The organism is Persicitalea jodogahamensis (genome assembly GCF_014651615.1).
Lineage (GTDB): Bacteria > Bacteroidota > Bacteroidia > Cytophagales > Spirosomataceae > Persicitalea > Persicitalea jodogahamensis.
The window spans coordinates 230887-244308 of record NZ_BMXF01000006.1 but is presented as its reverse complement, the minus strand read 5'-3'; the positions used below and the strand labels follow the sequence as shown (position 1 = coordinate 244308).

The following is a 13422-nucleotide window of genomic DNA, read 5'->3' as shown; positions in this document are numbered from 1 at the left end:
GACGGCTCAGGCTGCCAGCCTGAATGCAAATGAAACCCGGGTACCCGCACTAAAGTCTTCGGTGAGCTGTCCGTCTAGCTGGCGGGTGAGCAGCTTGACCATCTGCATCCCAAAACCCGTACCCTGTACTTCATCGCCGGCGACTTGCCCGACCCCGTCGTCGGCTATTGACAACGCAACCGTATTATCTTCCTGAAGTCGGGCATTGAGCCGAATGATTCCGCTTCGGTCCTTCGGAAAAGCATACTTGAGGGCATTGGAAAGTAGTTCGGTCACGATCAGGCCCAGCGGAATAGCCGTGTCGAGGTCGAGATCAATGGAGTCGAGCTGGTAATCGATCGTTACCGTTTCCTGCTTCCCATACGATTCCAGCAGGTGAACGCCCAGGTTCCTGAAATAGTCGTTCAGATTTATACGGACCATTTTTTTTCCCTGATAGAGTTGCTGGTGAACAAACCCCATGGAGTAAACGCGGTTCTGGATATCCAGCAGGGCCGCCACCGCCTGCTGATCTTTCAGGTGGGAAGACTGCAGCACCAATAGGCTCGAAATGATTTCCAGATTGTTTTTTACCCGATGGTGGACTTCCTTTAGCAATACCTCCTTTTCCTGATTTTGGCGCTGGAGCAGGATATTTTTACGGGTGTTCTGGTGGTAAAAAAAGTAGAGCAGAAGCAGAAAAAGCAAGAGCAGCAATGCCGCAATCGTGGTGAAAGTCTGCCGCTGCTGCTGTTGGAGTAGCTTCGCCTCCTGCAAACCGATGATATTTTCTTTCTGAGCCACCTCAAACTCCGTCTGCAACTGTAACATCCGTTGATCCGACCCGGCATTAAAAACCTTGTCTTTGAGTTTGTCGTAGCGGTAAAACGCCTCGATCGCTTCCTGATACTGGCCGGTTCCGGCCAACGCCTCCCCCAACGCCTGATAGGCCTGGCTGAGGAAATATTCGTCGCCGAAATCGTCGGTAGCGATAGCGATACTGCGACGCAAATCCGCCACCGCCGCCTCATGTAAGCCCTGCTTGTTGTGGAGCTTGCCTACCGAAAGCCAGGAACGCATCTCCATAAAATTGTTGTCGAGCAGTTCGGCGTATTTAATCGCATTTTTCCCGGCTTTTCCGGCCTCGCTGTATTTACCAAGATACGTGTTCAGGTCTACGAGCGAAATATACACGTCGCTCAGATTGTTGTAAAAACCGTAGCGCTCACCAATCACGATCGCGCGCTGGTAGTAGTACAGCGCATTCTGGTATTGTTTCAGTTCCAGGTAGTTGTTGCCCACTACGTAGAGCGTAAAATCGTAGTCCAGGTCGTTCAGTCCGCGCTCTTCAAAAATGGACAACGCCTCAAGGCCGTACTCTACTCCCTTCTTGTACTTCGCCTGTTTCCAGAAAATATTACTCAGATCGCTGTACGCCAGGGCAATCACTTTTTTGTCCTGAAACTTTCGGCCCAGCAGCAGCGCTTCCTGCGCGTAGTCGGTGGCCTTGTCGAGTTGTCCCCGGCGCTCGTATACATACCCCAGCTGAGTATTCAGGAAGGCCAGATTCTGTTCGGGTACTTTTGTACGGGCGTCTTCGAGTACCACTTCCGCGCTATCCAGCTTTTCGAGCCGGAGCAGAATGGCACCCAGGGTGATCTGGAACCGGCCCTCCCAGCGCGGTTCATTCCGCTGGCTCGTAAGCTGCAAGCCTCTGGCAGCCAGTTTCAGAGCTGTATTCAGGTTTCGCGTGTGCCAGTAGTAGGCCAGGTCATTCAGGATAGCGTAGTACAGCGAGTCGCTTCGTCCCGCCTTTTTAAGTGCCGGATCGTTCAGCGCCGCTTCGAGTGTTTGCAGATAATCCGCCCCGAACTCGTCGGTATCGACGAATACACGCTGATAAGGAATCGATCGGTTGAAATCGACAAGCTGCCCAAGTCCGTCCAGGGTACTTAGTACGAAAAACAGACTCGCGAAAACAAGCGTATGGATTGACTTCTTCAAGGCATGACGGGTGAAGGTCGGGGGTCTTAAAGATACAGACCTTTTTTTGCCCGGTGTATAAAACGGCACTTTCGAACATTTTTCAAACTACCCCGCCCCGGTTCGGCCGGTCGAAAGGAATGCCCAGATACCGCTCACTTTCTATATTTTTCTGCAATGACCTGCCGTCCGTCCCTGCAGGTCTGTTGCTCACAAAATCGCTCCTCTGAGAGCCTTAGATTCTGACTTGTAAGGTTTTACACGAATGATGGGTACTTACCAAAATCCGGAATGCAACAATAAACCAAATACATGCGACAATAGACCATTTCATTGAGCAAATAGGCTAACTGCAACACGCTGACACCCAATACCTTTGTCCTATCGGGATCGGCGAGGAATCAACTCTTCAAAGTACCGGCATCGCTTTTACTTTTTCACCTTATAAACTATACGATTATGAAAACCTTCAAAACTTCCGCAATTGTCCTGATGCTCTCTTTAGTTGCTGCCAACGCTCTGTACGCTCAGGATGAAAACTCCCCCGTCGATTTTGCTGCCCAGCAGATGGCGGTTTCAGTAGAGAGTGCTCCCGCCCATCAAAACCTGGCGAAGGCCCATTCGGAAGGCCGAACTTTCGACATCGCCATGTACCAGATCAAGGATTCGATGAAAATGCGCCTGCTGATTGAAAAGGCCAAAGACCAGAAATTGTCCATCGTTTTTCTCGATCAGAATGGCAAAACGCTTCACTTTGAGAAAGTCGACAAAGGCACCGAGAAATATGGCCGCAACTTCAATTTTTCTGAATTGAAAGATGGAGAGTACACCATACAGGTCAGAAACGGCAAGGAGATGGTCGGAAAAACGATAAGCCTGTCGACAGCCAATATTGTGAAGCAGCCCGACCGGGTACTTGTAGCAGTCAATTAACCATGCGAACTACTTAATTAGCCATGAAAGTACCGGACGGCACGGGCAAGGAACCGCCCGCCGTCCGGTTTTTATTTAGCCCGAATTCGTATATCAAGTACCGTTAGATAAATTCTAAAAGCCGACCACTGGATATCTTTGAATTTGATACATCGTATCCAGCAGAAGGGCGCCTCGCCAATTCGTAATCTTCGCCAGATAGCGCGCCATTCATACAATGCCTACAAATTGCTCCGGTAACTAATTCGGCACCTTCGGACATTTTCCGCCTACGTTCGTCCTTGATCGGTTGACCGGAAGACGCTTTTCCGGTACATTGTTTGGGTAGTGTGTTCGATTGTTTTTCAATCGTGCTTACTGCCTAAAAACTTTTTCCAACTCCCCCAAACCCTCTCATTAGTATGAAAATCAAGAACTACCTCAACATCGCCCTGATTTTAGTCGCTCTCCTGCCGTTGAGCTGCAACAATTCAACCGAAAATCAGGAAGCTGCCGAAACCACAGAAATAGCCGCCCCCGACCCGTCGCAGGCCCGAGCAGAAATAGAAGCCGTGGAGACCGCCTGGGCAGAGGCCATTAACACCAAAAACCTGGAGGCCATGATGGAGCTATATGCCGACGACGCCGTATCCATGCCCAATGACGCACCAACGTTGGTGGGGAAGGAGGCCATCCGGGCATATCAGGAAAAGGATTTCGCCAGCACCCAGAGAGAAGGAACGATTTCCTTCGAAACCATGGACGTTTTCCCAATGGGAGATCAGGTACTTGAAGTCGGTAAAAGTACCTTCCAACACGCCTCGGGCAACAAGTCGACTACGGGTAGCTACATGGCGCTTTTCGAGAAACGCGACGGTAAGTACGTCTGCATCCGGGAGATTTATAATGAGGATCAGAAGGAAGAATAAGGTCGCCACCGTGCGGTTCGCCGTACTCAAAAGGTAATTGGTTCTCTTCCCGTAGAGCTGTAAAAGATCGACACTTGTTACGAACCTGGCTGGGTACTTTGCCTACGAAAATTTATTTGGTCCAGGCCATTAATTCTCTGAATCAGCAGAGCGACGTGCGGGTGAAGAAGGAAGAAGAATCAGTAGTCGACAATACGGTAAAAAGGGGCTTTCATGGCCCCTTTTTCTTTGGATTGCGGCGTGCAGAAATTTCCTCCGGTAAATAAAACGGCACCTTCGGACAGTTTTCGCCTACGTTCGTCCTAGATCGGTTGTGCTATGAGGCGCAATTACTTTTATTGATCAATCTCGATACTTTCATTTTTTCAACATACACTCTTATCGATCATGAAAACAATTGTACTCAGAAACACCCACCTGAAAACTTTCTTGCTGGGACTGCTAATATTCCTCAGCGTAGCGGCTAAAGCCCAAACTACCTGGACGGGTGCCAGCAGCACCGACTGGAGCACGGCCACCAATTGGTCCACAAATGCTGTACCCACCGCCACCGACGATGTGAAGATTCCGGTAGAGCCCGCCAACCAGCCCGAAATCAGTGCTTCAGTCGTGGCCAAATCAGTGGAGTTGTACCAACAGGCTTCGCTGACGTTGACAGCGTCGGGGATACTCACCATCGACGGCTCATTTTCGGCCAACGGAATCACCACTTCTATTTACAATGCAGGTACCATCACAAACGATGGCCGGATTCAGGTCGGCACCTCCCCGGAAACCAGGGGTTTTGGCATCTGGAATTATTTTGGCACGAGTCAAGTCACCAATAGAGGTACTATTTCCATCGACAACATCGACAATGCAAATGTCGTAGCGCTGTACACACAGGCCGGAACTTTTACCAATTCGGGTACTGTCGCCATCGGTAGTGCGGGGAACATCGGCGGATGGGGTATATATAACGTTGCGCAGTTCGCGAATGAAGCGGGCGGCATTATTACTGTAGATCGTATCGTTGTGCGACCCAGCATCTCCGCGATTCGCAATCAACCTGGGGGAACTTTCACCAATGCAGGTAACATCACCACGGGCAGCGCGGTCAGTTCGGGTCAGGATGGGATAATAAATCTGCACACATTCACCAATGAGGCCAGCGGGGAAATCCATATCGACCGCTCCTGGGGCAACGGAATCTGGAATACGTCTAATGCCCAATCCTTCGAGAATTCCGGGTTGATCGCCATAGGGGCCAATGCCGCTACCGGAATAACCGGGATTCTCAACGACAAAACCTTTGTCAACCGCCCAGGCGGGGAGATTCGCATCGATCGGCCCTCCGGCGATGGGATCAACAATCGAGTGGGCCGGACATTCACCAACGAAGGGTTAATCAAAATAGGTACGGAGGGTAGCATTGGCGGCAACGGCATTACCAACGATGGTACTTTTGAGAACATGGCCTGCGCCGCGCTGACGGTAGTCGATAATATCGCCAACAGCAGCAGCTTCACCAACGCGGGTTTCTTTACGGTCAACACCACCCAGCCCCACACCAACAGCGGACTAACCAACGACGGTGTGATCGCCTATCCGCAGGGAAACCCCATTCCCGACGTAACCAACAACGACCTCATCGCCCTGCCCAGGGCCAGCCTGTGCGCCACTTTCAAGCCGGCCCTCATGCTGGGTGGTTCCAATAGCTTCACGGCCGCCGCCATTTGGTACAAAGACGAAGCCCTGACGATGCCCGCCGGAAATTACAACCCGGCCACCAATGAATTCACGGCCACCAACCTGGCCCCCGGCAGTACCACCCAGGTGTACCTGTCCGTCACCGACGATGCGAACGCCTGCGCGCGTGTCGTCTCGATTCCCCTGACCACTGCCACCGTCACGCCCGGCCCTGACCAGTCGGTTGTTTTCGGATTCGGCAGCAACTGCACCGACATCTCGGCTACGTCCAACAGCAGCGGGCCGCTTAGCTATTCGTGGGACGATGGCGCAGGAAACGGGGCCACGGTCAACGTTTGCCCGGAAGAAACTACGACCTACACCGTGACGGTGACCGACGGCAACGGCTGCCAGGCGCAGGGGCAAGTGACCGTCAACGTGCAGGACGTGCGCTGCGGCAACCGCCAGCAGAACGTGACGATCTGCTACTACGGCGTGACGCAGTGCGTCTCGGAGAAAATCGCCAGGAGGTACTTGCGGCTGGGCGCCACACTGGGCGGCTGCGGAACCGGGAATGCCCGTATAGGCGTACCGGAATCCGACGAACTACCTTTCAAACTTTCTTTGAAAGCCTTCCCCAACCCGGTGGCCGACGCCGTGACGGTGGAGGTACTTGCCCCCAATGCCGGACGGGGCACTTTCGAGGTACTTGACGTGACGGGCAGCGTGCGGCAGTCGCGCAAGCAGGATTTAGTAGAAGGGCTGAATGAAGTAGAGTTCCGGTTGGGTAGTTTGCCCACGGGGATTTACATGATAAAGGTAGTTGACGCGCTGAATCAACAGGGCGTGGTGCGGGTCAGCAAGCAGTAAATTTTCATCAGCCGGACGGGATGCCCGTCCGGCTTTTATCATACATAAACCAACCACTTTTAAATCATGAAAATCACTACCCATCAATCTCATAGAAACACTCAGCACCGTGCTATTCAGCTAATTGCAATACTGCTTACCCTCTGCTGGGAACTCCCCCTCGCCTACGGGCAAAATGCTATCGAAGTACTTAACATTTCTGCTCCTACCCCTAACCAGAATGGCACTATCGGCTCCTGGACGGTACCCGCTGGTGGGCCTTACAAGCTGCGAATCACGGCAAAGGGAGCGAAGGGTGGTACCGGAAATACTTCAACAAACGGGATATATTTCGCCGGAGGCGCAGGTGCCGTAATGTCGGCAGACTTTACGGCTTCTTCGGGACAAGTACTGGAAACAGTAGCGGGAGCACCCGGACAAGATTTTCCTTTTTCTACCGGTGCTGGCGGCGGCGGAGGGGCTTCAGGGGTTCGCTTTTCGGATGGAACAGTACTGATTGTCGCTGGCGGAGGCGGAGGCGGGGGAAGCAATAATAACACAGGTCCAGGGAAACCAGCTTTGCTTACCAACACGGGTACGCAGGGTGAGGTAGCAGGCGATGGCTCAGGCGGGGGAGGATTGACTACCCCCGGTGGTAATGGCAACAACAGTACCGGCGGTGGAGCAGGCTACAATGCCACGGGTGGGTCTTCTAATGGCTCGGGCGGTGGCGGATACGGCGCTGGCGGGGCGGGTAATTTTGGCGGCGGTGGCGGCGGCGGATACAACGGCGGGAACGGCGGTGGAGATCCTGGGAGCATTCCTAGCCAAATAAATGGCGAAGGCGGCAATGGTGGTGGTTCTTACCACATTGGCAGCAACCCAAGCAACTCTGTAGATAATAATGGCGGTGGGCAGGTCATTATCGAGGTTCTGGATGTCGGCGTTACGGCCACCGCCACGCAGCCCACCTGCGCCAATCCCACCCAGGGCAGCGTGAGCCTCGACCTGACGGGAGACTTCGATGGCAATATCACAGACTTCGAGTACGCCATCGTGGCAGGCAACTCCTTCACGGGAACCCCCGTCTTTGCCGACCTCACCGCCGATCCTTTGGACCTCAGCAGCGGTTTTGGCACTGCGGGTGACGCAGACGGGGAAGCCTACACCGTTCGGGTCAGGTCCAAGTCCGGCCCTACCCTATTCGTGGACAATACCTACACGCTGACGTCGCCACCAAAGCCCACGCTCACGCTGGGCAGCCTCCCGGCCCTCTGCCCCGGAGCCACGTCGTTTTCCATTCCTTACACTGCCAGTAGCCAGTCGCCAACTACTTACTCAATCTCGGGGACAGGCGTTACGACGGTCACCAACCAAACGCTTCCCAATTCGCCGATCATGGTGAGTTTGTCGTCGCCGGCTACGGTGGGCAACATCAATTTTACGCTGATGGTCAGGAATTCGGCGGGTTGTGTCTCAGATGATATCACGGGTACCGTGATGGTCAGCCCGCTGCCAGTTGTAACGCCCGGTCCCGACCAGTCGGTTACTCTGGGCTTCGGCAGCAACTGCACCGACATCTCAGCGACAGCCACAGGTGCGCCGACACTCAGCTATGCCTGGGACAATGGCGCAGGAAACGGGGCCACGGTCAACGTTTGCCCCGAAACTACCACGACCTACACCGTGACGGTGACCGACGGCAACGGCTGCCAGGCACAAGCCCAGACAACTGTCAATGTACAGGACGTGCGCTGCGGCAACCGCCAGCAGAACGTGACGATCTGCTACTACGGCGTCACGCAGTGCGTGTCGGAGAAAATCGCCAGGAGGTACTTGCGGCTGGGCGCCACACTGGGCGGCTGCGGAACCGGGAATGCTCGTATAGGCGTACCGGAATCCGACGAACTACCTTTCAAACTTTCTTTGAAAGCCTTCCCCAACCCGGTGGTCGACGCCGTGACGGTGGAGGTACTTTCACCCACCGCTGGGCGGGGTACTTTCGAGGTACTTGACCTGACGGGCCGCGTGCGGCAGTCGCAGAAGCAGGATTTAGTAGAAGGATTGAACGAGGTGGAGTACCGACTGGGTAGTTTGCCCACGGGGATTTACCTAATAAAGGTAGTTGACGCGCAGAACCGGCAGGGCGCGGTGCGGGTCAGTAAGGAGTAGCAGCAACCTGTGTTACTGAAAAAGGCCGCGTCGTGCGGCCTTTTTTTTGACTCTTTCGGGCCGATTTTATTCAAAAGCCTATCCCCAAAGCGAAATGCAACAATAAACCAACTCTCTGCAACAATGCACCACGCCTTTGATAGAATGAGCCAAGTCCGGTCAAGCGCAACCAGCGACCTTTGTAATGTTCGCTGCTGATCAACGCACGGACACTTTTAAATACTCATTCTATCATAAACCTTTTAAATACTACGATCATGAAAACGCTCAAAACTTCCGCTATCGCCTTTGCTCTTGCTCTTTTGTCTGCCGCTTCAACGCTGGCCCAGGACACCGCCAAAACCTTCGACACCAGTCTCTACCGCGTGCAGCAGTCAATGACCATACGCCTCAACGTCCAGAAAGAGGCAGGGGAATGGGTGAGCATCCGCCTGATTGACCAGGACGGTAAAGAACTGCACCGCGAATCGGTAGGCCGCAAGATTCAGAAATACGCCTGCAACTTCGACCTGTCCAAAGCACAGGACGGTGAGTATACGATCGAGATCGCCAATGGCACCGAAGTACAACGCAAATCTATCAATCTGAGTAGCGCCGAAGTAATGAAGGCTCCTGCCCGTACGCTGGTCGCGCTGAACTGACTCCATCCAAGACACTAATCCTCATACGATTAGATTAGGTTAATAATCCAAAGAGCTCTTTCCCGCTGGGTAGGAGCTTTTTCTTTGTCAGTCAGCATTGTTACATTGACTATAAAATGTTTAAATCGTCGGTCATACTGCTCAAACGTCATTTTAGGGCTGAAATTAAAGTTTTGGCAAAGAGCCGTAACTTGCGCTACGCTCACGCCAGCGGGAACACAGCCTATCGTCGCCAGTCGCTGACCACGATCAATCATGAAACAACTCACCCAAAATCTCAAAACCGGGCAAACTACCCTGACGGAAGTACCCGCACCACAAGTGCGGCCCGGCGCGGTGCTGATCCGCACGCGGCGCAGCCTGGTATCGCTGGGTACTGAACGGATGCTGGTGGAGTTTGGGAAGGCCAACTGGCTGGAAAAAGCCCGTCAGCAACCCGATAAGGTGCGGATGGTACTTGACAAAGTAAAATCCGACGGCTTGCAAACGACCGTGCGGTCCGTTTTTAATAAGCTGGAGCAGCCCCTGCCGCTGGGCTACTGCAACGTGGGCACCGTCATGGCGGTGGGAGCAGGCATCACCGACCTCCAGCTTGGTGACCGCGTAGCCAGTAACGGCCCTCACGCCGAGGTGGTCTGCGTACCGCGCAATCTGGTAGCCAAAATCCCCGACCAGGTCCCCGACGAAGCGGCGGCCTTCACCGTCATTGGTGCCATCGGTCTGCAGGGCATCCGGCTGCTCGATCCCACGCTGGGCGAAACGGTCGTGGTCATTGGCCTGGGACTGATCGGTTTACTGACCGCCGACCTGCTGCGACTCAATGGTTGCCGTGTGGTGGGCGTGGACCTGGACGAGGCCAAGCTCGACATCGCCCGCGCCAGGGGAATCATTGCCTGCAACCCAACAAAAGGCGACGACCCGGTAAATTTTGTTCAAAATACTACGGACGGCATCGGGGCGGACGGCGTGATTATCACCGCTTCGGCCAAAAACAATGACATTATTTCCCAGGCGGCGCGGATGTCGCGGCGGCGCGGCAAAATCGTGCTGATCGGTGTAGTGGGCCTCGACCTCAGCCGGGCGGAATTCTACGAAAAAGAATTGACCTTCCAGGTTTCGTGCTCCTACGGGCCGGGCCGTTATGACGACGACTACGAGCAAAAGGGGCGTGACTACCCCCTCCCCTTCGTCCGCTGGACCGAAAACCGCAACTTCCAGACGATCCTCCGACTCCTCGCCTCCGGGTCGCTGGATGTGCAGCCCCTCATCACCGAAGTAGTACCGCTAACTGAGTATGCCCGAATTTACGGCAGCATCGGTTCTTCAAAAGCCATTGCCTCCCTGCTGGAATACCCGGAAGCCGCCGCCCTGGAACCGACGGTTCGCCACCGGGCAGTTTCCTTTGCAGGACGCAAAGGCGTCGTGGGCATCATCGGGGCGGGAAATTTCACGAAAATGACCATGTTGCCCGCGCTGAAAGGCGCGGATATAAAGTACATCGCCAGCGCCAATGGCTTGTCGGGTACGGCTCTGGCGCAGAAGCACGGCATCGCCCACAGCACTACCGACTACCACAAAATCTTGCAGGACGACGAGGTGGATTTGGTCATTATCACTACCCGCCACGACCAGCACACCCGGCTCACCTTGGAAGCCCTGAAAGCGGGAAAGCACGTTTTTGTGGAAAAGCCGCTGGCAATTTTTCAGGACGAACTGGTTGAGATAGAAGATTTTTTTAGAAGAAACACTCCCGCCCTCTCGCTGACCGTTGGCTTCAACCGCCGCTTTTCGCCCCACGCCCAAAAGATGAAATCGCTGCTCGGCAGCGCCCCCATGAACATAGTAACCACGATGAACGCAGGCCATATTCCGGCCAGCTCGTGGGTACACGACCGCACCGTGGGCGGCGGGCGCATTCTGGGCGAAGCCTGTCACTTCATCGACCTCATTACCTTCCTGACGGGTAGTTTGGTGACAGACGTTTGCATGAACGCCATGGGCCAAAGCCCCGACGAAACGACCGACAACGCCAGTATTTTACTGAAATACGCTAACGGTTCCACGGGCGTCATCAACTATTTCAGTAACGGGAGCAAGGCCTATTCTAAGGAGCGCGTAGAGGTCTATTCGCAGGAACGGACGCTGATTCTCGATAACTTTCGCACGCTGAAAGGGTTCGGATTCAATAGTTTTTCAAAACAAAAGATCAGGCAGGATAAAGGCCACCGCGATCAGTTTCGTATTTTGCTGGAATCAGTAAAAACCGGCGGTGAGCCGATCATTCCTTTACCCGAAATCCTGAATACTACCAGGGCCACGCTGGCGGCAGTGGAGAGTTTGCAACGCAAAGAATGGATTTCTCTGTGAGAGAAAAACTATAAAGTGGCGTGCCGGACCACAAAAAGTGCTTTTCTGAGTTGACAATGAAAACACCAATTCACACACATGCTAAGAAACGCGATTGAACTAATCCAGAACATGGGGTTCCGTTACGTAGCCTATCGCACCCGGCACGAACTGGAAAAGCAAACGGGTGTATTGAAAAGGCGATTTCCCGCCAATCCTGAATACCAGGAATTCGTTTCACTCCACGATTGGAAAAATCTTCCGGTCAAATTTCCGCAATTCAATTTTGAGCCCTCCATTTCCGAAACTGAACGCATCAGCCTGCAAAACCGCGTTGAAGCTTTCAAAAAAGGTCGCCTTATCTTTTTCAGTTCAGAAGAATACGAGGTCAAAGATTGGCTCACCAATCCGCTGACGGGCTACCGCTACGACGCCACGAAACACTGGTCCGAAATCCCCGATTTTTCGTCCGATGCCGGCGACATCAAGTACGTCTGGGAGAAATCGCGGTTCACGTTTCTGTACGACCTTATCCGCTACGAGGTACATTTTCAGGAAGATCAGTCTGAACTGGTTTTTGGGGAAATAGATAGCTGGATTGCCGAAAACCCCGTGAATTGTGGCCCAAACTGGCGATGCAGTCAGGAAATCGCGCTACGGGTGCTGAACTGGACCTTTGCCCTCCAGTATTACAAAAACTACCCTGCCCTCACCGCCAAACGCTTTGCCGTTATTGTTCACAGCATTTATCAGCAAATGCACCACGTAGCGGCGAACATCCACTTTTCGCGGCGGACGGTGCGCAATAACCACGCCCTTACCGAGACACTCACGCTGTACCTGATCGGGCTGCTGTACCCTTTTTTCCCGGAAAGCAGCCGCTGGAAAAAGGACGGCAAGCGGTGGTTCGGGCAGGAAATCGCCTACCAGATTTATGAGGACGGGACTTTCCTGCAATTCTCGATGAACTACCACCGCACGGCGGTTCAACTTCTTACCCAGGCCATCCAAATCGCTCACCTCAACGGCGAGCGCTGGGACGAGGTGGTGTACGACCGCGCCCGCAAGTCCCTGAATTTTCTTCGTGCTTGCCAGGACGACACGACGGGCTGGCTGCCCAACTACGGCAACAACGATGGGGCGCTATTTTTTCCATTAAGTGAAAGTCATTTCCGCGATTTTCGACCTCAACTGGATGCATTGGCAGAATCATTAAATGCTTCGCCATCCTTGTCTGTGGGGGCAAAAACTACGGTGGCCGACGGTAGCTACACCTTTGACCAGGGCGGCTATTATATCCTGCGCGATGCGGACACGGTCACCTTTATACGTTGTGGTCATTACAAAGACCGCCCGTTTCAGGCCGATAACCTGCATCTGGACCTTTGGGTAGATGGCAAAAATATCCTGCGCGACGCGGGCAGTTATCTGTACAATACCGAAGCACGCTGGACACGCTACTTTGCGGGCACCGCCTCACACAATACCGTCATGCTCGGCGACTACGACCAAATGCGCAAGGGGCCGCGTTTTATATGGTACGACTGGATCAAACAAAGTCGCGCGGACTGGATGGGTTCCGAAGAGGATGAGTACGTTTTTGAAGGGCAGTTTGCAGGATTCAGGCATGTAGGCAAAGACATCGTACACCGCCGGCGCGTGACGAAAGGGGCGGGAGAATCGAGTTGGTTTGTCGAGGACTGGCTCGAAAATGCCCCAGTCGAATTGCCGATGCATCAAATCTGGCATCCGGGTGATGGCTTTTTCGAAAATTGCCTGATAAAGACTTTCGATCAGGACAACAATGAACTCATCCCGGCCCAAACCGAAGGCTGGTACTCCGAAAAATATGGCCAGAAAGCAACTACCCTGCGATTGGTATACACCACCCCGGGCCGGTACCTCAAAACAATTATAGAAATCAAAAAAGCTGATAGCTGACC

The 13422-nt window shown here is 53.6% G+C and carries 8 protein-coding genes; 7 read left to right on the top strand and 1 reads right to left on the bottom strand.

Translation table 11 applies throughout. The features are described from left to right. Positions 1-6: 6 nt before the first annotated feature. A complete protein-coding gene (locus tag IE117_RS23560; RefSeq protein WP_189568016.1) occupies positions 7-1983 on the bottom strand; it encodes a sensor histidine kinase in 1977 nt (658 codons plus the stop codon). Positions 1984-2421: 438 nt separating this feature from the next. On the opposite strand from IE117_RS23560, the gene IE117_RS23555 reads away from it, so the two are divergent. The 7 genes from IE117_RS23555 to IE117_RS23525 all read left to right on the top strand — a co-directional run bounded on the left by IE117_RS23555 (position 2422) and on the right by IE117_RS23525 (position 13420). Further along, complete coding sequence (locus IE117_RS23555; RefSeq protein WP_189568014.1) at positions 2422-2895, top strand: T9SS type A sorting domain-containing protein; 474 nt, start codon at positions 2422-2424, stop codon at positions 2893-2895. Positions 2896-3296: 401 nt separating this feature from the next. After that, positions 3297-3803: a YybH family protein gene (locus tag IE117_RS23550; RefSeq protein ID WP_189568012.1), complete on the top strand. Its 507-nt coding sequence runs from the start codon at positions 3297-3299 to the stop codon at positions 3801-3803. Between the two features lie 387 nt (positions 3804-4190). Further along, positions 4191-6341, top strand: coding sequence for a DUF8693 domain-containing protein (locus tag IE117_RS23545; protein ID WP_189568010.1), 2151 nt, complete (start codon positions 4191-4193; stop codon positions 6339-6341). Positions 6342-6407: 66 nt separating this feature from the next. Beyond that, positions 6408-8492, top strand: coding sequence for a T9SS type A sorting domain-containing protein (locus IE117_RS23540; protein ID WP_189568007.1), 2085 nt, complete (start codon positions 6408-6410; stop codon positions 8490-8492). 257 nt (positions 8493-8749) lie between these two features. Further along, positions 8750-9133 (top strand): T9SS type A sorting domain-containing protein, encoded by a 384-nt coding sequence (locus IE117_RS23535; RefSeq protein ID WP_189568005.1) that lies wholly within the window; start codon positions 8750-8752, stop codon positions 9131-9133. Positions 9134-9388: 255 nt separating this feature from the next. Then, entirely contained in the window at positions 9389-11500 is a 2112-nt protein-coding gene (locus IE117_RS23530) for a bi-domain-containing oxidoreductase (RefSeq protein ID WP_189568003.1), read from the top strand. Between the two features lie 78 nt (positions 11501-11578). Then, on the top strand, positions 11579-13420 hold the full coding sequence (locus IE117_RS23525) for a heparinase II/III family protein (protein WP_189568001.1): 1842 nt from the start codon (positions 11579-11581) through the stop codon (positions 13418-13420). The last annotated feature ends 2 nt before the right edge of the window (positions 13421-13422 follow it).

Excerpts from the sequence above, each read along its gene's own strand:
- IE117_RS23540 (WP_189568007.1), top strand. The coding sequence starts at position 6,408 with ATGAAAATCACTACCCATCAATCTCATAGAAACACTCAGCACCGTGCT.
- IE117_RS23555 (WP_189568014.1), top strand. The coding sequence starts at position 2,422 with ATGAAAACCTTCAAAACTTCCGCAATTGTCCTGATGCTCTCTTTAGTT.
- IE117_RS23530 (WP_189568003.1), top strand. The coding sequence starts at position 9,389 with ATGAAACAACTCACCCAAAATCTCAAAACCGGGCAAACTACCCTGACG.
- IE117_RS23525 (WP_189568001.1), top strand. The coding sequence starts at position 11,579 with ATGCTAAGAAACGCGATTGAACTAATCCAGAACATGGGGTTCCGTTAC.
- IE117_RS23535 (WP_189568005.1), top strand. The coding sequence starts at position 8,750 with ATGAAAACGCTCAAAACTTCCGCTATCGCCTTTGCTCTTGCTCTTTTG.
- IE117_RS23545 (WP_189568010.1), top strand. The coding sequence starts at position 4,191 with ATGAAAACAATTGTACTCAGAAACACCCACCTGAAAACTTTCTTGCTG.
- IE117_RS23550 (WP_189568012.1), top strand. The coding sequence starts at position 3,297 with ATGAAAATCAAGAACTACCTCAACATCGCCCTGATTTTAGTCGCTCTC.